We start from the raw sequence: 19449 nt of genomic DNA, 5'->3' as shown, positions 1-19449 counted from the left end.
GGCCTACACCACCCAGATCGCTTGCGCGGCCGGGCTGCCCAGTTCCACCGTGGAGCGGCTGCCGTCGGCGGCGGTGATCGCCACCGACGTCATGCCGGCGAACTCGCGGCGGGTCACCACCTGCAGCCGGGAGTCCAGGTTGATCCCCACATCGGTGAAGTAGCGCAACATCTCCGGGTCGGCGTCGGAGATGCGCGCCACCGTCCCGGACTCGCCGTCGGCGCAGTCCCACAGCAGGCGGGCCGGGGCGTCGGGCACCTGACCGTCGGCCGCCGGGATCGGGTCGCCGTGCGGGTCGCGCTGCGGGTAGCCCAGTTTCGCGTCGATGCGGGCCATCAGCAGATCCGAGACCGCGTGCTCGAGCACCTCGGCCTCGTCGTGGACCTCATCCCAGCTGTAGCCGAGTTCGTTGACCAGATAGGTCTCCAGCAGCCGGTGCCGGCGCACCATCGCCACCGCGGCGCGCCGACCCGACTCGGTCAACGTCACCCCGCCGTACTTCTCGTGGTCGACCAGGCCCTGGTCGGCGAGCTTGCGGATGGATTCCGAGGCGGTGCTCGCCGACACCCCCAACCGGTCGGCCAGCAGCTTGGTGCTGACCCGCTCGGGCGCCCACTCCTGCGCGGTCCAGATGACCTTCAGGTAATCCTGGGCGACCGTCGTCAGCGCACTGCTCGGATCCTCGGTAGCCACACCGCTGAGTGTAGGCAACCGGGCGGCATCGTAGGCTTGCGACGTGCAACGGTGGCGTGGGCAGGATGAGATCCCCACGGACTGGGGGCGATGTGTGCTGACCATCGGTGTGTTCGACGGGTTGCACCGCGGCCACGCCGAGTTGGTCGCGCGCGCGGTCGAATCCGGTCGGGAACGCGGTGTCCCGACGGTGCTGATGACCTTCGACCCGCACCCGATGGAAGTGGTCTACCCCGGCAGCCACCCCGCCCAGCTGACCACCCTGACCCGGCGCGCCGAACTGGCCGAGCAGGCCGGGGTCGACGTGTTCCTGGTGATCCCGTTCACCACCGACTTCATGAAGCTCACCCCGGAGCGCTACATCCACGAGCTGCTCGTCGAGCGCCTGCACGTGGTGGAGGTGGTGGTCGGGGAGAACTTCACCTTCGGGCGCAAGGCCGCCGGCGACGTCGACACCCTGCGCCGCGGCGGGGAACAGTTCGGGTTCGCGGTCTCGGCGGTGTCGCTGGTCACCGAGGAGCATCAGAAGGAGAGCGTCACCTACTCGTCCACCTATATCCGGGCCTGCGTGGACGCCGGCGACATGGTGACCGCCGCCGAGGCGCTGGGCCGGCCGCACCGCGTCGAGGGAGTGGTGGTGCGCGGTGAGAGCCGTGGCACCGACCTGGGTTTTCCCACCGCCAACGTGGCGCCCACCATGCACGCCGCCATCCCCGCCGACGGGGTGTACGCCGCCTGGTTCACCGTGCTGGGGGCCGGGCCGGTGACCGGTTCGGTGCACCCGGGCCGGGCCTACCCGGCGGCGGTGTCGGTGGGCACCAACCCGACGTTCTCCGGGCGGGAGCGCACCGTGGAGGCGTTCGTGCTCGACGAGTCGGCCGACCTGTACGGCCAGCACGTCGCGGTGGACTTCGTCGACCGGGTCCGCGGGCAGCAGAAGTTCGCGTCGGTGGACGCGTTGATCGCCGCGATGACCGCCGACACCGAGCAGGTGCGGGCCCGGCTGGCGATTACCTAGCCGGGCCGCGCCGCTGTTAGACTCCCCGGCGGCGTGCGCTGCGGGTCGCGGTGGCCGCGCCGAGAAGACCGTGATCGCGAACCCTACCGATGGAGATATCGTCGTGGCGCTGACCGCCGAGCAGAAAAAAGAGATCCTGGCCGAGTACGGCCTGCACGAGACCGACACCGGCTCGCCGGAGGCGCAGGTCGCGCTGCTGACCAAGCGCATCAAGGACCTCACCGAGCACCTCAAGACCCACAAGCACGACCACCACTCGCGGCGCGGGCTGCTGCTGCTGGTGGGCCGGCGGCGCCGGCTGCTCAAGTACGTCGCCGACGTCGACGTGGCGCGGTACCGCACGCTCATCGAACGGCTGGGGCTGCGTCGCTGACCCGCCGCGCCCGGCCCGGCATCCTGGCCGCGGCGCTGCTCCTGGCCGCCGGAACCGTCGGCTGCGCCGACACCGCCGCGGTCGCCGACCTGCGGGTCGGGGACTGCGTGAACCTCGGCGGCACCGCCGACCGGCCCCACGCGGTCGCGGTGGAGTGCGGCAGCCCGGAATCCAATTTCAAGGTCGTCGCCAAGATCCCGGCCACCCCGGCGGCGGGGGAGGCCTGTCCGGTCGACGTCGACTCGACGTTTTCGATGCGGGACGCGTTCAACCGCGCCGGCGGCACCGCCTGCCTGGACATCGACTGGGTGCTCGGCGGCTGCATGAGCGTGGACCCGGCGAGCAACGCCGACCCGGTGCGGGTGGACTGCCACGACGCGTCGGTGCGGCCGCGGCAGCGCGCCACCGAGATCCTCACCGCCGAGGCCGGCGCGATCGGCGCCGACCAGTGCGGCACCGGGCTGGGCTACACCTACACCGAACGCCGGTTCACGGTGTGCGTGGAGAACCTCGGCTGAGCGCCGAGGCGGCCGCGGGCCCGATGACGGGGCCCGGAGTGTAGAGTAAGGACGTTCTGCGTCGGTTCGGCGCGGGACATTCGGTGCGGTGTGCGCAACCTGTGTGCATCGTTCCGGCGTGTCACATCGGTGCTGCCGGCCCGGATACGGGCGGTCTTCGGTAGTGGCTGCCGGGCTCCCCGCGCGGGCAGGTCGGCCGCTTCGATCGATGGCCGCAGCCGCTATCGGGACGTCAGCCGAGGCCCGGCCGTGCGAGCGGGCGTGGCGGCGCGAAACCCCATCAGAATCCAGAGAGGCTGTACGGACGTCTATGTCTGTCGCTGAAATCGACCCCGGCGTGTTCGAATCGACCGCCACCATCGACAACGGGAGCTTCGGCACCCGCACCATCCGCTTCGAGACCGGCCGGCTGGCCCAGCAGGCCGCGGGCAGCGTCGCGGCCTACCTCGACGACGAGACCATGCTGCTGTCGGCGACCACCGCGGGCAAAACCCCCAAGGACCACTTCGACTTCTTCCCGCTCACCGTCGACGTCGAGGAGCGGATGTACGCCGCCGGGCGCATCCCGGGCTCCTTCTTCCGGCGCGAGGGCCGGCCGTCCACCGACGCGATCCTGACCTGCCGGCTCATCGACCGGCCGCTGCGCCCGTCGTTCGTCAGCGGGCTGCGCAACGAGATCCAGGTCGTCGTCACCGTGCTGAGCCTGGACCCCGACCAGCTCTACGACGTCGTCGCGATCAACGCCGCGTCGGCCTCCACCCAGCTGGCCGGCCTGCCGTTCTCCGGCCCGGTCGGCGCGGTGCGCGTCGCGCTCATCGACGGCACCTGGGTGGCGTTCCCCACCGTGACCCAGCTGGAGCGGGCCGTGTTCGACATGGTGGTGGCCGGGCGCACCCTCGACGACGGTGACGTGGCGATCATGATGGTCGAGGCCGAGGCCACCGACAACATCCTCGCGCTCGTCGAGGGCGGCGCCCAAGCGCCCACCGAGACCGTGGTGGCCGAGGGCCTGGAGGCGGCCAAGCCGTTCATCGCCGAGCTGTGCAAGGCCCAGCGGGCACTGGCCGACGCCGCCGCCAAACCCACCGGCGAATACCCGCTGTTCCCCGACTACGGCGAAGACGTCTACTACTCGGTGGCGTCGCTGGCCAGCGACGAACTGGGCAAGGCGCTGAGCATCGCCGGCAAGGCCGAGCGCAACGCCCGCACCGACGAGATCAAGGCCGAGGTCGCCGAGCGGCTCGCCGGCACCTACGAGGGCCGGGAGAAGGAGATCGGCGCCGCCTACCGCGCGCTGACCAAAAAGCTGGTCCGCCAGCGGATCCTGACCGACCACTTCCGCATCGACGGCCGCGGTGTCACCGACATCCGGGCGCTCGGGGCGGAGGTCGCGGTGGTGCCGCGGGCCCACGGCAGCGCCCTGTTCGAGCGCGGCGAGACCCAGATCATGGGCGTCACCACCCTCGACATGGTCAAGATGGCCCAGCAGATCGACTCGCTGGGACCGGAGACCTCCAAGCGCTACATGCACCACTACAACTTCCCGCCGTACTCGACCGGGGAGACCGGCCGGGTCGGCTCGCCCAAGCGCCGCGAGATCGGCCACGGCGCGCTGGCCGAGCGGGCCCTGATCCCGGTGCTGCCCAGCGTGGAGGAGTTCCCCTACGCGATCCGTCAGGTCTCGGAAGCGTTGAGCTCCAACGGATCCACCTCGATGGGCTCGGTGTGCGCCTCCACCCTGTCGCTGCTCAACGCCGGGGTGCCGCTGAAGGCGCCGGTGGCCGGCATCGCGATGGGGCTGGTCTCCGATGACGTGGAGCTTGAGGGCGGCGGCACCGAGCGCCGCTTCGTCGCGCTGACCGACATCCTCGGCGCCGAGGACGCGTTCGGCGACATGGACTTCAAGGTCGCCGGCACCCGGCAGTTCGTCACCGCGCTGCAGCTGGACACCAAGCTCGACGGGATCCCGTCGCAGGTGCTGGCCGGGGCGCTGTCGCAGGCCCGGGAGGCGCGGCTGACGATCCTGGACGTGATGTCCGAGGCCATCGACGAGCCCGACGAGATGAGCCCGTACGCGCCGCGGGTCACCACGATCAAGGTCCCGGTCGACAAGATCGGTGAGGTGATCGGGCCCAAGGGCAAGATCATCAACTCCATCACCGAGGAGACCGGCGCCCAGATCTCGATCGAGGACGACGGCACCATCTTCGTCGGCGCCACCGACGGGCCCAGCGCGCAGGCCGCGATCGACAAGATCAACGCGATCGCCAACCCGCAGCTGCCCAAGGTCGGGGAGCGGTTCCTCGGCACGGTGGTCAAGACCACCGACTTCGGGGCGTTCGTGTCGCTGCTGCCCGGCCGCGACGGTCTGGTGCACATCTCCAAGCTGGGCCGCGGCAAGCGCATCGCGCGGGTCGAGGACGTGGTCGGCGTGGGCGACAAGCTGCGGGTGGAGATCGCCGACATCGACAACCGCGGGAAGATCTCGCTGGTGCTGGTCGACGAGGACGCCGCGGAGACCGCCCCGGCCGATGCCGCCACGACCGGCAGCTGACGCCGGGCTGCTGCGCCGCACCACCGTGTGCGGCCTGCGGGTGGTCACCGAACACATCCCCGCGGTGCGCTCGGCGTCCGTGGGGGTGTGGGTCGGGGTCGGCTCGCGCGACGAGGGCGCCACGGTGGCCGGGGCGGCGCATTTCTTGGAACACCTGCTGTTCAAGGCCACCCCGAGCCGCACCGCGGCGCAGATCGCCCAGGAGATGGACGCGGTCGGCGGTGACCTCAACGCCTTCACCGGCAAGGAGCACACCTGCTACCACGCCCACGTGCTCGACACCGACCTGGCGCTGGCGGTCGAGCTGGTCGCCGACGTGGTGCTCAACGGCAGCTGCGCGGCCGCCGACGTGGAGCTGGAACGCGACGTCGTACTCGACGAGATCGCGCTGCGCGACGACGACCCCGAGGACGCCCTCGGCGACATCTTCGCCACCGCCCTGTTCGGCGACCATCCGATCGGGCGGCCGGTGATCGGCACCGCCGAGTCGGTGGCGGCGATGACCCGCGCCCAGCTGCGCTCGTTCCACACCCGCCGCTACACCCCGGACCGGATGGTGGTGGCGGTGGCGGGCAACGTCGACCACGACGAGGTGGTGGCGTTGGTGCGCCACCACTTCGGGGCGCGGCTGACCCGCGGGAAGGCCGCCGCACCGCCCCGCAAGGGCGCCGGCCGGGTGGCCGGGCGGCCGGGCCTGGCGCTGGTGCACCGCGACGGCGAACAGACCCACCTGTCGCTGGGGGTGCGCGCCCCGGGCCGGCACTGGCCGCACCGGTGGGCGCTGGCCGTCCTCAACAGCGCGCTCGGCGGCGGGCTGAGTTCGCGGCTGTTCCAACAGATCCGGGAGGACCGCGGGCTGGCCTACACGGTGTACTCGGCGGTGGAGACCTACGCCGACAGCTCCGCGCTGTCGGTGTACGCCGCGTGTCAGCCGGAGCGGTTCGCCGAGGTCGCGGCGGTGACGGCCGACGTGCTCGACGCGGTCGCGCGGGACGGGATCACCGAGACCGAATGCCGCACCGCCAAAGGGGCGCTGCGCGGCAGCCTGGTGCTGGGGTTGGAGGACTCCGCCTCGCGGATGCACCGGCTGGGGCGCACCGAACTCAACTACGGGCGCTACCGCAGCCTCGACCGGACGCTGCGCCAACTCGACGCGGTGAGCCTGCCCGAGGTCAACGCGGTCGCCCGCAGCCTGCTGCGCCGCCCCTACGGGGTGGCGGTGCTCGGCCCGCACCGCACCCGCCGGTCGCTGCCGCCGGTGTTGCGGGCGCTGGCCGACTGACCCGGCCGGTCCTCGGCCGTTGACTGACGACCGCCGGAGAATTCGGCGACAATCGACACCGATGTCGTCCTATGCGGCCGGACCCTCCAGCCCTCCGCTGCTGGAGGACACGATCGGCGCCAACCTCGAGCGGACGGTGGCGGCCGACCCGGACGCCGAAGCCCTGGTCGATATCGCCGCCGGCGTGCGGTGGAGCTACGGGGAGCTCAACGCCGAGGTCGACCGGGTCGCCCGGGGGTTGCTGGCGCTCGGCGTCGAGCGCGGCGAGCGGGTCGGGATGTGGGCGCCCAACTGCCCGCAGTGGGTGCTGGTGCAGTACGCCACCGCCAAGATCGGCGCGGTGTTGGTCAACATCAACCCCGCCTACCGGACCAACGAACTGGCGTATGCGCTCAACCAGTCCCGGGTGCGCACCCTGATCTCGGCGACCTCGTTCAAAGGCTCCGACTACACCGCGATGGTGGCCGCCGTGCGCGGCGACTGCCCGGCACTGCGCGAGGTGGTGTTCCTCGGCACCGACGGCTGGGACGCCCTGCTCGACGGCGGCGACCGGGTCGGTGCGGACCGGCTGGCCGCGCGCGCCGCCGCGCTGGACAACTCCGACCCGATCAACATCCAATACACCTCGGGCACCACCGGTTTCCCGAAGGGCGCGACGCTGTCGCATCGCAACATCCTCAACAACGGGTTCTTCGTCACCGAACTGCTCGGCCTGACCGCAACGGACCGGCTGTGCCTGCCGGTGCCGTTCTACCACTGCTTCGGGATGGTGATGGGCAACCTCGGGGCCACCAGCCACGGCGCCACGATCGTGCTGCCCGGCCCGGGTTTCGACCCGGCGGCCACCCTGGCCGCCCTGGAAGCCGAACGCTGCACCGCGGTCTACGGGGTCCCGACGATGTTCGCCGCGATGCTGGCCGAACCCGGCTTCGCCGAGCGTGACCTGACGTCGCTGCGCACCGGGATCATGTCCGGCGCGAATTGCCCGGCCGAGTTGGTGCAGCGATGCCGCGACGAGATGCACATGACCGGGGTGGCGATCTGCTACGGCATGACCGAAACCTCGCCGGTGTCGTGTCAGACCCGCTGCGACGACGATCTGGAGCGACGCACCGAGACCGTCGGCCGGGTCCACCCGCACGTGGAGATCAAGATCGTCGACCCGGCCACCGGCGCGACGGTGCCGCGCGGTCAGCCCGGCGAGTTCTGCACCCGCGGCTATTCGGTGATGCGCGGCTACTGGGCCGACGAGCAACTCACCGCCGCCATCATCGACGCCGAGGGCTGGCTGCACTCCGGGGATCTCGCGGTGATGCGCGAGGACGGCTACTGCACCATCGTCGGGCGCATCAAGGAGATGGTGATCCGCGGCGGGGAGAACATCTATCCGCGTGAGGTGGAGGAGTTCCTGCAAACCCATCCGGACATCGCGGACGCCGCGGTGGTCGGGGTCCCCGACGACCGCTACGGCGAGGAGCTGTGCGCCTGGGTCCGGCTTCGCCCCGGCGCGCCCGAGCTGGATGCCGCGGCGGTCGGGGAGTTCGCGCGCGGCAAGATCGCCCACTACAAGGTCCCGCGGTATGTCCGCGTCATCGCCGAGTTCCCGATGACGGTCACCGGCAAAGTGCGCAAAGTGGACCTGCGCAGCGAGGCGGTCCGGCTGCTGGGTCTGTAGTTCCGCCGCGCAAGACCGGCTCTCGGCAGTGGCAGACTGCAATGGTGGTGTTCAGACTCGAGGAACTGACGACCCCGGTGGTCGGCGCGCCGATGGCCGGCGGCCCGAGCACCCCGGAGCTGGCGGCGGCGGTGACCAACGCCGGCGGCCTGGGCTTTCTGGCCGGCGGGTATCTGAGCGCCGAGCGGTTCGCCGACACCATCGCGGCGGCCCGCGGCCTGACGTCGGGGCCGATCGCGGTCAACGTGTTCGTGCCGCAGCAGGATCATTCCGATGCCGGCGAGGTGCAACGCTACAGCGACGAATTGGCGGTCTGGGCCGAGCATTACGGCGCCCGGGTCGGTCAGCCCCGGCCCGGCGACGACGACGGGTGGGCCGCCAAACTCGACGTGATCGCCGAGACGGCGCCGGAGGCGGTGTCGTTCACCTTCGGCTGCCCGTCGGCGGCGGTGCTGGACCGGTTGCGGCGCCGCGGGGTGCTCACCCTGGTGACCGTCACCTCGGCGCAGGAGGCCGCGCAGGCAGTGCAGGCCGGAGCCGACGGGCTGGTGGTGCAAGGCCCGGGTGCGGGCGGGCACCGGGGCACCTTCCGGACCGGAGACGAGCCGAGCGCCGCGCCGCTGAGCACCCTGCTCGAGCGGGTCCGCGCGGTGGCCGAGGTGCCGCTGATCGCGGCGGGCGGGCTGGGCGCCGCCGCCGGGGTCGCCGCGGTGCTGGCCGGGGGAGCGGCGGCCGCCCAGGTCGGGACCGCGCTGCTACTGGCCGAGGAGGCCGGCACCAACCCGGTGCACCGCGCCGCACTGCAGAACTCGGCGTTCAGCGCCACCGTGGTGACCCGGGCGTTCTCCGGGCGGTACGCGCGCAGCCTGGTCAACGACTTCACCCGCCGGTTCGACCCGATCGCGCCGCCGCCAGCCCGGCTACGATATCGCCCGCCGCCCCCGCCCGGATAGCGCCGTGCGCGGTGCCGGCCCACAGACTGGCGCCGTGCGGGTCCCCGGCGGCCACCGCGGCCTTGCGGATCGGCGCGGTCAGCTGGTTCAGCTCCGGATACGCCGGCGGCGCGATCGGGTCGAACCGGCGGGCGATATCGTAGCCGGGCTGGCGGCGGGGTGAGCGGGGTCGACTAGAACGGCGGCGGCTCGTTGCGTTCGGCGACGTGGGCCGCGTTGAGGTTGCGCTCCACGTTGATGCGGTGGGCGCGGTCCTGCCACCGGGGGCGTTTTCGCAGCGGCATCATCAACCCGCGCTGCCCGCCGGTGCGCGGCCCCGACATGCTCGCGGTCAATCGGCCGGTGGGCCGACACAGCCGCGGAAACAGCAGCCGACTTCCGGGGCTGGTGGTGTAGACGCGGCCGGTGGGACTGGTCCACTCGACGGTGCCGTCGGGATACTGAACGTCGCGCCACTCGGTCCAGAACGTCTTGAGCAAGTGATGTTTTCGGCATAACAGTTTGAGGTTCGACGGGTGGGTCAACCCGCCTTCGCCGTAGGCGATGGTGTGGTCGATGTCGCAGAACTCGGCCGGGTGATCGCAGCCCGGGAACCGGCAGGTCAGGTCGCGCAACCGGATGAACTCGGCCAGCCGCGCCGGCGGGCGGTAGCCGGGCTCGGGCGGAGCGGACGGATCCGGGAGCCGCACCGGGCGGATCGTGGCGCCGTTGCGGATCAACTCTGCCAGCAGCGGCGCGGGTAGCACCGGCCCGCCGAGCAGCAGCGCCGCGGGCGCGGTCGTGGCGGGCGGGTCCGGCTCGGGCAGCGGCGGATCGGTCAGCCGGAGGAACCCGCTCGGCGGCAGCGGGTGCTCGCCGCTGTTGTGCGGATCCACCGGGGTGTCCACCGTCGCCGCGTCGGCGAGCACATGGATGACCACGCCGGCGGGGCCCGCTGATGGCGCTGTCTCGCTCGCGGCCGGGCAGTGCGGGCCGCCGCAGCCGCAGACCAGCCGGTCACGCCCGGCGGCCAACGCGCCGAGGGCATCGGCGCGGCGTTGGGCGACGGTCCGCGGGTCGTCGTCGCAGACCTCGTGGGCCATCTGCATCAGCCGCCGGTCCAGGGTCGTGGCGTCGTGGGCGTACAACCTGCCCCACAGCGGGGTGGTGCCGTGGCGGCTGGCGCCGGTGTCGACGACCAGGTCGCGACAGCGCGAGCTCGCCCGGGTCTGGCGCAGCGCACCGGGGTCGTGCTCATCGATGATCGCGTCGATGGCCTGGGCCGTTTTGGTCGCCGACATCGGCCCGTAGCGCAGCGCATCCCGGGCTAGGGCGGAATCCACCCGGTCCAGCGCATCGGGATCCTTGATCAAGGCGCTGTGCCAAGAAATGGTGGACACCAGTTGGGCGCTGAGCCGGCCTTCGGCGAACAGCTTCGCGACCTTGGGCAGCCGGTTGCGCAGCGCGGTGGCCAGATACATCTGCCCGGAGGCTTTGCCGTGGCTGATGCGCAGGGCGGCGGCCACCTCGGCGGCGGTGGCGTCCCAGTCGTCACAGGACCAGAGTTCGCGTTCGGTGACGGCCCCGGCGCGCCGGGCGGTGAGCTCGGCGATGGCGGCCAGGCGCCGCGCCGCGGCGGCCGCCTCGATCCGGGCCCAGCCGCTGATCGCCGCGACCACGCTCGCGTCGTCGGACTGGGGTAGCTCTTCAAGGGCCAGCGGCAATGCATCGAACATACGTTCGATTGTAGCGCGTTCCTCCGACACGTGCTTTCTGTCAGTGCCACTCTGTGGCGCGCCATCCTCTGGCGACGCCGTGATCGTGGCGACCAACAACGACGTTGGGTCGGCGCACGTGCCGGTGGCGGGCTGTCGGGGTTCTTCTAGTCAGTAATTTTGCCGCACCGGAGGCGGGCGGAGGCTTCTTCACACGTGCGGTCCCGATGGAAAATTGCCCCGCCGGGCACTTGGAAGTCCATTGTGCGACCCGCCGTGTCTTTGGGTCGGCCTTCAGTTTCAACGCGGGGAATAGTCCTTTTTCAAGCCCACGCATTTAGGCCGGTAGGGCACCGGGCCAGTGCAGGTAGTGGAAGGATGGCGGGATAACTGTGGGCCAAGAAAACGGGTGGCGTGAAATGGGAACAAAGCGACAGTCGAAAGGGGCGTGTTCAATCTGCTATCAGACTTTCACGCTGAACAGCAGGGGAGTCATCCCTTGGCATTGTGGTCCACTAGTAGGGGAATGTGCTGGCACTGGCCGGCCGCCGAAAGCGGCGCGACGGGTACCAAATGGAAATCCGTCAGACAGTAAAGTTGATTTCGAGGTCAGCACAAGACGAAGTAGTGGACATCCCGGGACTGGGCGACGTCGATAGAGAACGCGTTGCCGGTGACGCCACTGCTTGTCGTCTCTTCGGGCTCGGCAGGTGCTCAAAATTCGGCGGCAAGGCACCAAGCATGCATTCGGTTCTCGCACATTCCGCCGACCTCAAATTTTCCAGCAGGCCACGTTGTGCACTGCACCTACGGGCGTGCCGGGTCGGCGCAGAGCGTTGCGGCCGCCGGCTCGGGCAGAAACCCGACCGCGGCCAGCTTCGCGCCGACGTCGTGCAGGCGCGGCTGGAGGTGCAGGGCGGTGAGGTACTCGGTGCGGGCCTCGGTCAGCCGGCCGGCGCGGGCCAGCAGCACCGCCCGCCACAGCGGCGGCTCGGGGTTGGCGCCCAGGGCGGGCTCGGCCCGGCGGGTGCCGGCGCTGACCGCCTCGACCAGCCCGGCGGGCAGGTCGGCGGCGCCGTCGACGATCAGGGCGAACGCGGCCCCCACCGCGGTGGTGGCCTCGTGTCGGGCCAGGAGCCGGTCCAGCTCGGCCACCGCATCGACGGCGTCGTCGACGCGCAGGTCGACCAGCACGCCGCCGTCGGGTTGGCGGTCGCCGGCGACGACCCGCAGCGCCGCGGCCTGGCTGCCGCGCACATCGCCGCCGGCGTCCTCGCCCGCGCGCAGCACCGCCAGCAGTCGGCGTGCCAGATCCGCCGGCGCGTCCGGATCGGTCAGCACCGCCGCCATCGCGTCGAGCACCTCCTCGCCGGCGAGCATGTTGCCCTGCACGCTCCAGCCCGGTCCGCGCCGCGCGCCGGCGGCCGGGATGCAGCGCTCGCCGGTGTGGACGGCGACCTGTCCGGCCGTGTCGACCATCGCCACCTGACGTAGCTCCGGGGCGACATCGGCCGCCAGCAGGTCCTGCAGCGCCTCGGGGGCGGTTGCGCCCGCGGCCAGCGCGGCAATGCCCTGGGCGCCGTAGCGCGGATCGGGGATAGCCTGGCTGGCCACCGCTCCGACGCCGGCTCGGGCCCACGGCACCACCGCCCCGACGGCGAGGTAGTGGGACTGGGCGGCCACGCCGAACGCCCCGCTGGCCGGGTCGCGCAGGACAACCGAATAGGTCATGGGCCGAATTGTTCCAGCCGGTCGGTGCGCGGCGCGCCCCAAGCCCTTCCCAGTACCGACGGTCCCGGGTATACTTCAAAACACTTTATGTCCACATCGCAGACAAAACACCCGTATATGTAAAGATATCTGCGGGGCGACACCAGTCAGGAGGTCGGAATGCTCACCGTCGACGACCGGTCAGCGGGCCCGCACGACGGATCCCTGGACCACGAACGCATCGTGCTGCAGGCCCGTGACGTGGCCTTCGACTGGGCGGACCTGCCGGTGCACTACGTGCCGGGCGAACCGTTCACGACCCACTTCTGCAACGTGCTGCACCTGCTGCTGCCCGCCGGCGAAGAGTTCTTCGTCGAGGTGTTCAAGCAGGCGCTGCCGCTGATCCGCGACGAACAGCTGCGCCTCGACGTGCAGGGGTTCATCGGCCAGGAGGCGCTGCACTCGCAGGCCCACGCCGGGGTGGTCGACTACTTCGCCGCCAACGGCATCGACATGACACCGTTCACCGACCAGATGCACTGGCTGTTCGACAAGCTGCTGGGCGACCGGCCGCGGTGGAGCATCCGGCGCCAGCGGGCCTGGCTGCTGGAACGGGTGGCGCTGGTGGCCGCCATCGAGCACTACACCGCGATCCTGGGGGAGTGGATCCTCGACACACCCGCCCACGACGCCGTCGGCACCCACCCGGTGATGCTGGACATGCTGCGCTGGCACGGCGCGGAGGAGGTCGAGCACAAGGCCGTCGCCTTCGACGTGATGAAACACCTGCAATCCGGCTACTGGCGCCAGGTGCGTACCCAGCTGCTGGTCACCCCGCTGATGCTGCTGCTGTGGGTGCGCGGGCTGCGCTACATGTACCGCGTCGACCCGGAGTTGCCGGCCGGCGTCAAACCCCGCTGGCGGGACTGGTTCACCTCCGCGCGTCGTGGCCTGGTGCCCGCGCCCTGGCGCTTCCTGCGGGTGATCGCCGCCTACTACCGGCCCGGTTTCCACCCGTCCCAACTCGGCGGAATCGAGAAGGCCGTCAACTATCTCGCGGTCTCCCCGGCCGCCCGAGCCACCCACTGAGGCCCCGATGACCGACCCGACACCCATCACCGTCACCGCGTCCGACGGGATCGCGCTGGCCGTGCACCGCTACACCGACGTCGACCCCGGCCGGCCGACGATCCTGGCCGTGCACGGCTACCCCGACAACCACCACGTGTGGGACGGGGTCGCCGAGGAACTGCTCCGCAGCTACCCGGACCGCTACAACGTCGTCGCCTTCGACGTGCGCGGCGCCGGCGAGTCGGCGGTGCCCGGCGACCGGTCGGCCTACCGGCTGCCGCAACTGGTCGCCGACATCGGCGCGGTCATCGCCGAACTCGGCGTCGACGAGGTGCACCTGCTCGGCCACGACTGGGGCTCGATCCAGGGCTGGGCGGCGGTCACCGACCCCGAGCTGGTCGCCAAAATCGGCTCCTACACGTCGATCTCGGGTCCGCACCTGGACTACGCCGGGAAGTTCCTGCGCTCCGCGCGCACCCCGGGCGGGGTGGCCGACGTGGCCAAGCAGGCCGTGTCGTCGGGCTACATCTGGCTGTTTTTGACCCCGCGGCTCCCCGAAGCGATCTTCCGCTCCGGCCTGGGACAGCGGGTCATCACCGGACTGGAACGCATCGGCCGCTCCAGCACCCGCAGCCAGGACCGCGACCCGGCGCGCACCGACAAGGACTTCCTCAACGGGCTGAACCTCTACCGCGCCAACATGCCCGGCGCGCTGTTCGCCCCGACCCGCGAACTGCCCGAGGCCAGGGTGCCGGTGCAGGTCCTGGTGCCGCGCAAGGACCTGTTCGTCAGCCCGGCGCTGCAGCGGTTCACCGGCTCGATCCCGCCCGGCGGCCGGGTGGTGCCCATCGAGGGCGGGCACTGGGTGATCACCAGCCGCCCCGACGTCATCGCCCGGCTCACCGCCGAATGGGTCGACCGGGCCGTGGCGGCGGCGACGGTGCCCGCCGGTGTGCCGCACGGGCTTCGCGGCGAGGTCGCCGGGAAGACCGCACTGATCACCGGGGCCGGAGCAGGTATCGGCCGGGCCACCGCGATCGAGTTCGCCCGGCAGGGCGCGCGCACCGTCGTCATCGTCGACCGGGATCGCGACGCCGCCGCCGACACCGCCGCCGCCGTGCGAGCCGCGGGCGCCGACGCGGCGGTCTACCAGGTCGACGTCACCGACGACACCGCGATCAACGCGCTTGCCGCCCAAGTGAAATCCGAACACGGCGTCATCGACATCCTGGTCAACAACGCCGGCATCGGGATGGCCGGCCGCTTCCTGGAGACCTCCGCGCAGAACTGGGACGACATCCTGGCGGTCAACCTGCGCGGAGTGCTCAACGGCTCCCGCGCGTTCGCCGAGCAGATGGTCGAACGCGGCGAGGGCGGCACCATCATCAACGTGGCCTCCGCGGCGGCGTTCCTGCCGTCGAAGTCGATGGTGGCCTACGGCACCACCAAGGCGGCGGTGCTGGCGTTCAGCGAATCGCTGCGCGCCGACCTGGCCGACGACGGCATCACGGTCACCGCCGTCTGCCCCGGCTTCGTCAACACCAACATCGCCAAGAACACCGTCTACGCCGGGATGAGCGCCGACGCGCAGGACCGCGCGCGGGAGAAGGCGGATGCCGCCTACCGGCGCCGCAACTACACGCCCGAGGCCACCGCCAAGGCGATCGTCAAGGCGGTGCGGACCGGCCCGCCGGTGTTGCCGATCGCCCCGGAATCCCGGCTCGGCTACGCGATGCGCCGGATCAGCCCGACCGCGGTGCGGCTGCTTGCCCGCCTCGACCTGCGGCAGACCTAGGAGAACCACTGTGGCGCAACCACTGTGGGAGACCCGGCCCACCGATCTGTACGGCAGGCGTAAACGCGACCGGTTGTTCACCGCGTTGTGGGGGCTCGGCGTCGTCTTCGGCGGCATCACCTCCGCCTCCTGGTGGAAACCGTCCAAGGTGACCCCGGTGCCGCGCACCCTCACCGCGGTGGTCACCAAACGCGAGATGCTCGCCCCCGACGTGGTCGGGCTGACCCTCGCCGACCCCGACGGCGGCCTGCTGCCCAGCTGGACCCCCGGCGGGCACATCGACGTGCGGCTGCCCTCGGGCCTGCGGCGCCAGTATTCGCTGTGCGGCCCGCCCGGCCGGCGCAGCGACTACCGCATCGCGGTGCGCCGCCTCGATGACGGCGGCGGGGGCTCGGTCGAGATGCACGAGGCGTACGCCGAGGGTGACACCCTGGTCTTCGAGGGGCCCCGCAACGCATTTCATCTCGGCAGCGGCGAGGACGACGTGCTGTTCGTGATCGGCGGCATCGGCGTCACCCCGATCCTGCCGATGATCATCGAGGCGCACGCGCGCGGGATCAACTGGCGCGCCGTCTACGCCGGGCGCAGCCGCGAGTTCATGCCGCTGCTCGACGAGGTGACCGCGGTGGACCCCGAGCGGGTCACGGTCTGGTCCGACGCGGAGCGCGGCGGGTTCGCCACCGTCGCCGACCTGCTCGCCGACGCCGGCCCGCGCACCGCGGTGTACGTCTGCGGGCCCAGCGGGTTGCTGGAAGGCGTGCGCGCCGCCCGCGACGCCCACGCCGACGCCCCGCTGCACTACGAACGGTTCAGCCCGCCGCCGATCGTCGGCGGGGTGCCCTTCGAGTTGGAGTTGGCCCGCTCCGGGCGGGTGCTGCAGGTTCCCGCCGACCGGTCGGCACTGGCGGTCATGCTCGACATCGAACCCACCACCCCGTACTCCTGCCAGCAGGGCTTCTGCGGCACCTGCCGGGTCGGGGTGCTCGACGGCGAGGTCGACCGGCGCGGCCGCGCCGCCGAAGGCGAGGACGACATGCTGGTGTGCGTGTCGCGGGCGCGGGGCGGACGGATCGTCGTCGACCGCTGAGCCGCGGCCGATAGGCTGGGGCCATGCGAGTCGGAGTGCTGGGAGCCAAGGGCAAGGTCGGGGCGACGATGGTGGCGGCGGTGTCATCCGCCGAGGACCTGACGCTGTCCGCCGAGGTCGACGCCGGCGACCCGCTGAGCCTGCTCACCGACTCCGGCACCGAGGCCGTGATCGACTTCACCCACCCCGACGTGGTGATGGACAACCTGAAGTTCTTGATCGACAACGGGATTCACGCCGTGGTCGGCACCACCGGGTTCACCGCGCAACGCCTGGAACAGGTGCGCACCTGGCTGGCCGACGCGCCGGAGACCGGGGTGCTCATCGCCCCGAACTTCGCGATCGGCGCGGTGCTGTGCATGCACTTCGCGACCCAGGCGGCCCGGCACTTCGAGTCGGTGGAGGTCATCGAACTGCACCACCCGCAGAAGGCCGACGCCCCCTCCGGCACCGCGATGCGCACCGCGCAACTGATCGCCGAGGCCCGCACCGGCCTGCCGGCCAACCCGGACGCCACCAGCACCGCGCTGCCGGGGGCTCGCGGCGCCGACGTCGACGGGGTGCCGGTGCACTCGGTGCGCATGACCGGGATGGTCGCCCATCAGGAGGTGCTGCTCGGCACGATGGGCGAGACGCTGAGCATCCGCCACGACAGCTACGACCGCACCTCGTTCGTGCCCGGGGTGCTGCTGGCCGTGCGCGGCATCGCGGCCCGCCCCGGCCTGACCCTCGGCCTCGAACCACTCCTCGACCTGCGATGACTGACGACCCGGCGACCGACGACCCGGCGACCGACGACCCGGCCCGCACCGGCACAGCGGGCGCGCTGCGCACCCAGCTGCTGATCGGGTTCATGTGCTTGGCCCTGCTGGTGTACTTCGCGCTGCTGGGGCGCACCGCGCTGCTGCTGATCGGCTCCGGGCGCCCGGCCGCCATCGGGCTGGGGCTGGCGGTGCTGATCCTGCCGGGCATCGGGCTGTGGGCGATGATCGCCACCCTGCGGGCCGGGCTCGCCCACCAGCGGCTGGCGCGGCTGGTCGCCCGCGACGGACTGGAACTCGACGTCAGCGCGCTGCCCCGGCGGCCGTCGGGCCGGATCAACCGGGAGGCGGCCGACGCGCTGTTCCACCAGGTGCGCGCCGAGGCCGAGGCCGACCCGGGTGACTGGCGCCGCTGGTACCGGCTGGCCCGCGCCTACGACTACGCCGGTGACCGCGGTCGGGCCCGGGCGGCGATGAAGAAAGCGGTGGCCATGCAGGAAGGACAGCGCGAACCGGAGGGCCGATGAGCAAGACACTGCTGATCATCCACCACACCCCGTCGCCGTTCTGCCAGGCGATGTTCGAAGCCGTCGTCGCCGGGGCCACCGACCCCGAGATCGACGGGGTGGAGGTGACCCGCCGTGCGGCACTGGAGGTTTCGGCCTCCGACATGCTCGCCGCCGACGGCTACGTGTTGGGCAGCCCGGCCAACCTCGGCTACATCTCCGGCGCGCTCAAACACGCCTTCGACACCACCTATTACCAGATCCTGGACTCCACCCGCGGCCGACCCTACGGGCTCTACCTGCACGGCAACGAGGGCACCGAGGGCGCCGAGCGGGCCGTCGACTCGATCACCACCGGGCTGGGCTGGGCCAAGGCCGCCGACTACGTGGTGGTGTCGGGAAAGCCGACCAAGGAACAGCTCGAGGCCTGCTGGGAGCTGGGCGGCACCCTGGCGGCCGGGCTGATGGAGTGAGCCCCGACCCGGTCGCAACCCTGATAGGAATACAGCGTTGCAGCCGGCGCCACCCGAGGAGACCCGATGCCCGCACTGTCCAGCTTGGCCTTGGGATCGGCGCCGCTGTTGGGCGGCGTGCTGCTCGGTGCCGCCGCGGGCAACCTGCGCGGCCCCGACCTGCGGGCGGGCCTCAAAGCCGACCTCGACCTGCTGGACCGGATCCCGGCCGATCAGGTCGAGCGCCGGGCCGGCCTGCAGCGCAGCATCGACGACCGCATCGACGACCTGGTGGCCGCCGCCGACCAACGGCGGGCGCTGCGGGCCGCGCTGACCGGCTATCAGGGCAACTGGCGTGACCTGGTGCTGTTCGTCTGCACCGTGCTGTTCGCCGTCATCTGGTGGAACATCGACCACGGCCGCGACGACTGGCTGGCCCTGTTCGTGGTGCTGGTGGCGCTGGCGGTGCTGACCGCGGTCTACGCGGCGCGCGGCGTGGTCCGCGCCGCCGCCGGGGTGCTGCGCCGGCGCTGAACACCGCTCACCCGGACAGCTCCGCGGCGAAGAACTCGCGGGTGGCCTGCCAGTGCCGTTCGGCGGCGTCGGCGTCGAAGGGGGCGTTGTCGGGCACGGCGAAACCGTGCGCGGCCGGATAGGTCTCGATGCGGTGGCGCACCCCGGCGGCGGTCAGCGCCTCGCCCAGGGTGCGGGCCTGGGCGGCGGTGAACGCCGCATCCCCGGTGGCCCCGGCGACATAGACCGCCGCCCGGATCCGCCCGGCGGCCCGGTGCGGGCTGTCGGCGGCGTCGCTGACCAGCCCGCCGCCGTGGAACGACGCCGCAGCGCCCACCCGCTCGCCGAGCTGACCGGCCACCACCAGCGACATCCGCCCGCCCATGCAGTAGCCGGTGGTGCCGAACCGCTCGCCGCGCACCTCGGGCCGGCCGGCCAGGTAGTCGAAGAACGCGGCCGCGTCGCGGGCGGTCATCTCGGCGGTCACCCCGCGGATCATCGCGAAGATCCGGGCCCGCTCCTTGGGATCGGCGAACACCCCGGCCATGTCGAACGGCGCCCAGCCCGGCTGGCGGTAGTAGACGTCGGGCAGCAGCACCGCGTAGCCGTCGGCGGCCAGTCGGGCGGCCATCGCGGTGAAGGTGTCGCGCACCCCGCCGGCGTCGGGATACATCACCACCGCCGGCCACGGCCCGGCGCCGTCGTCGGCGGTGGTCAGGCTGACCGGGCACGCGCCGTCGGCGGTGTGCACCGTGTCGGTGATGGTGGGCATGGCGTCCCTTCTGCCGGTTGGT

The 19449-nt window shown here is 71.7% G+C and carries 18 protein-coding genes and 1 pseudogene; 14 read left to right on the top strand and 5 right to left on the bottom strand.

Annotation, left to right across the window (positions count from 1 at the left end; all coding sequences use genetic code 11):
• Positions 1-3: 3 nt before the first annotated feature.
• Positions 4-693, bottom strand: coding sequence for a manganese-binding transcriptional regulator MntR (gene mntR / locus A5643_RS16715; RefSeq protein ID WP_066858205.1), 690 nt, complete (start codon positions 691-693; stop codon positions 4-6).
• A 43-nt stretch (positions 694-736) separates the two neighbouring features.
• On the opposite strand from mntR, the gene A5643_RS16710 reads away from it, so the two are divergent.
• From A5643_RS16710 to A5643_RS16680, 7 genes and pseudogenes are all read left to right on the top strand, one after another.
• Positions 737-1711, top strand: coding sequence for a bifunctional riboflavin kinase/FAD synthetase (locus A5643_RS16710; RefSeq protein WP_066858202.1), 975 nt, complete (start codon positions 737-739; stop codon positions 1709-1711).
• Between the two features lie 103 nt (positions 1712-1814).
• A complete protein-coding gene (rpsO, locus tag A5643_RS16705; RefSeq protein WP_066858199.1) occupies positions 1815-2084 on the top strand; it encodes a 30S ribosomal protein S15 in 270 nt (89 codons plus the stop codon).
• Entirely contained in the window at positions 2081-2602 is a 522-nt protein-coding gene (lppU, locus tag A5643_RS16700) for an LppU family putative lipoprotein (RefSeq protein ID WP_502686251.1), read from the top strand. The genes rpsO and lppU overlap by 4 nt, the downstream gene beginning before the upstream one ends.
• Positions 2603-2912: 310 nt before the next feature.
• Positions 2913-5156 carry a polyribonucleotide nucleotidyltransferase gene (locus A5643_RS16695; RefSeq protein WP_082949026.1) on the top strand — a complete coding sequence of 748 codons (2244 nt, stop codon included), beginning with the start codon at positions 2913-2915 and terminating at the stop codon, positions 5154-5156.
• On the top strand, positions 5134-6438 hold the full coding sequence (locus A5643_RS16690; protein ID WP_066858193.1) for a M16 family metallopeptidase: 1305 nt from the start codon (positions 5134-5136) through the stop codon (positions 6436-6438). The genes A5643_RS16695 and A5643_RS16690 overlap by 23 nt, the downstream gene beginning before the upstream one ends.
• Before the next feature lie 61 nt (positions 6439-6499).
• Entirely contained in the window at positions 6500-8113 is a 1614-nt protein-coding gene (locus A5643_RS16685) for an AMP-binding protein (protein ID WP_066858190.1), read from the top strand.
• A gap of 44 nt (positions 8114-8157) precedes the next feature.
• Positions 8158-9021: pseudogene (locus A5643_RS16680) on the top strand (nitronate monooxygenase); the annotation flags it as partial.
• On the opposite strand, the gene A5643_RS18960 reads toward A5643_RS16680, so the two are convergent.
• The 3 genes from A5643_RS18960 to A5643_RS16670 form a co-directional block, all read right to left on the bottom strand.
• On the bottom strand, positions 8993-9148 hold the full coding sequence (locus tag A5643_RS18960) for a hypothetical protein (RefSeq protein ID WP_353612579.1): 156 nt from the start codon (positions 9146-9148) through the stop codon (positions 8993-8995). The pseudogene A5643_RS16680 and the gene A5643_RS18960 overlap by 29 nt on opposite strands.
• 91 nt (positions 9149-9239) lie before the next feature.
• Positions 9240-10781 (bottom strand): HNH endonuclease signature motif containing protein, encoded by a 1542-nt coding sequence (locus tag A5643_RS16675; protein WP_066858184.1) that lies wholly within the window; start codon positions 10779-10781, stop codon positions 9240-9242.
• A gap of 786 nt (positions 10782-11567) precedes the next feature.
• Positions 11568-12491, bottom strand: a complete 924-nt coding sequence (locus A5643_RS16670; protein WP_066858181.1) for a DUF1028 domain-containing protein — start codon at positions 12489-12491, stop codon at positions 11568-11570.
• A gap of 159 nt (positions 12492-12650) precedes the next feature.
• Between A5643_RS16670 and A5643_RS16665 the strand changes: the two genes are divergently transcribed.
• From A5643_RS16665 to A5643_RS16635, 7 genes are all read left to right on the top strand, one after another.
• Complete coding sequence (locus tag A5643_RS16665; RefSeq protein ID WP_066858178.1) at positions 12651-13559, top strand: metal-dependent hydrolase; 909 nt, start codon at positions 12651-12653, stop codon at positions 13557-13559.
• Positions 13560-13566: 7 nt separating this feature from the next.
• Positions 13567-15336, top strand: coding sequence for an SDR family oxidoreductase (locus tag A5643_RS16660; RefSeq protein WP_066858174.1), 1770 nt, complete (start codon positions 13567-13569; stop codon positions 15334-15336).
• Between the two features lie 10 nt (positions 15337-15346).
• Positions 15347-16423: a PDR/VanB family oxidoreductase gene (locus A5643_RS16655; protein WP_066858171.1), complete on the top strand. Its 1077-nt coding sequence runs from the start codon at positions 15347-15349 to the stop codon at positions 16421-16423.
• 23 nt (positions 16424-16446) lie between these two features.
• Positions 16447-17184, top strand: coding sequence for a 4-hydroxy-tetrahydrodipicolinate reductase (dapB, locus tag A5643_RS16650; protein ID WP_066858168.1), 738 nt, complete (start codon positions 16447-16449; stop codon positions 17182-17184).
• Between the two features lie 92 nt (positions 17185-17276).
• Positions 17277-17711 carry a hypothetical protein gene (locus A5643_RS16645; RefSeq protein ID WP_066858266.1) on the top strand — a complete coding sequence of 145 codons (435 nt, stop codon included), beginning with the start codon at positions 17277-17279 and terminating at the stop codon, positions 17709-17711.
• The gene (locus A5643_RS16640; protein ID WP_066858165.1) at positions 17708-18163 is read left to right on the top strand and encodes a flavodoxin family protein; all 456 of its coding nucleotides are present in this window, start codon (positions 17708-17710) and stop codon (positions 18161-18163) included. The genes A5643_RS16645 and A5643_RS16640 overlap by 4 nt, the downstream gene beginning before the upstream one ends.
• A gap of 66 nt (positions 18164-18229) precedes the next feature.
• A complete protein-coding gene (locus A5643_RS16635; RefSeq protein WP_066858162.1) occupies positions 18230-18676 on the top strand; it encodes a hypothetical protein in 447 nt (148 codons plus the stop codon).
• A gap of 7 nt (positions 18677-18683) precedes the next feature.
• Here A5643_RS16635 and A5643_RS16630 read toward each other — a convergent pair whose 3' ends face one another.
• Positions 18684-19427: a dienelactone hydrolase family protein gene (locus A5643_RS16630; protein WP_066858159.1), complete on the bottom strand. Its 744-nt coding sequence runs from the start codon at positions 19425-19427 to the stop codon at positions 18684-18686.
• Between the last annotated feature and the right edge of the window lie 22 nt (positions 19428-19449).

This window comes from Mycobacterium sp. 1274756.6, from assembly GCF_001668625.1.
GTDB lineage: Bacteria > Actinomycetota > Actinomycetes > Mycobacteriales > Mycobacteriaceae > Mycobacterium.
This window is presented reverse-complemented; position numbering and strand designations above follow the sequence as displayed.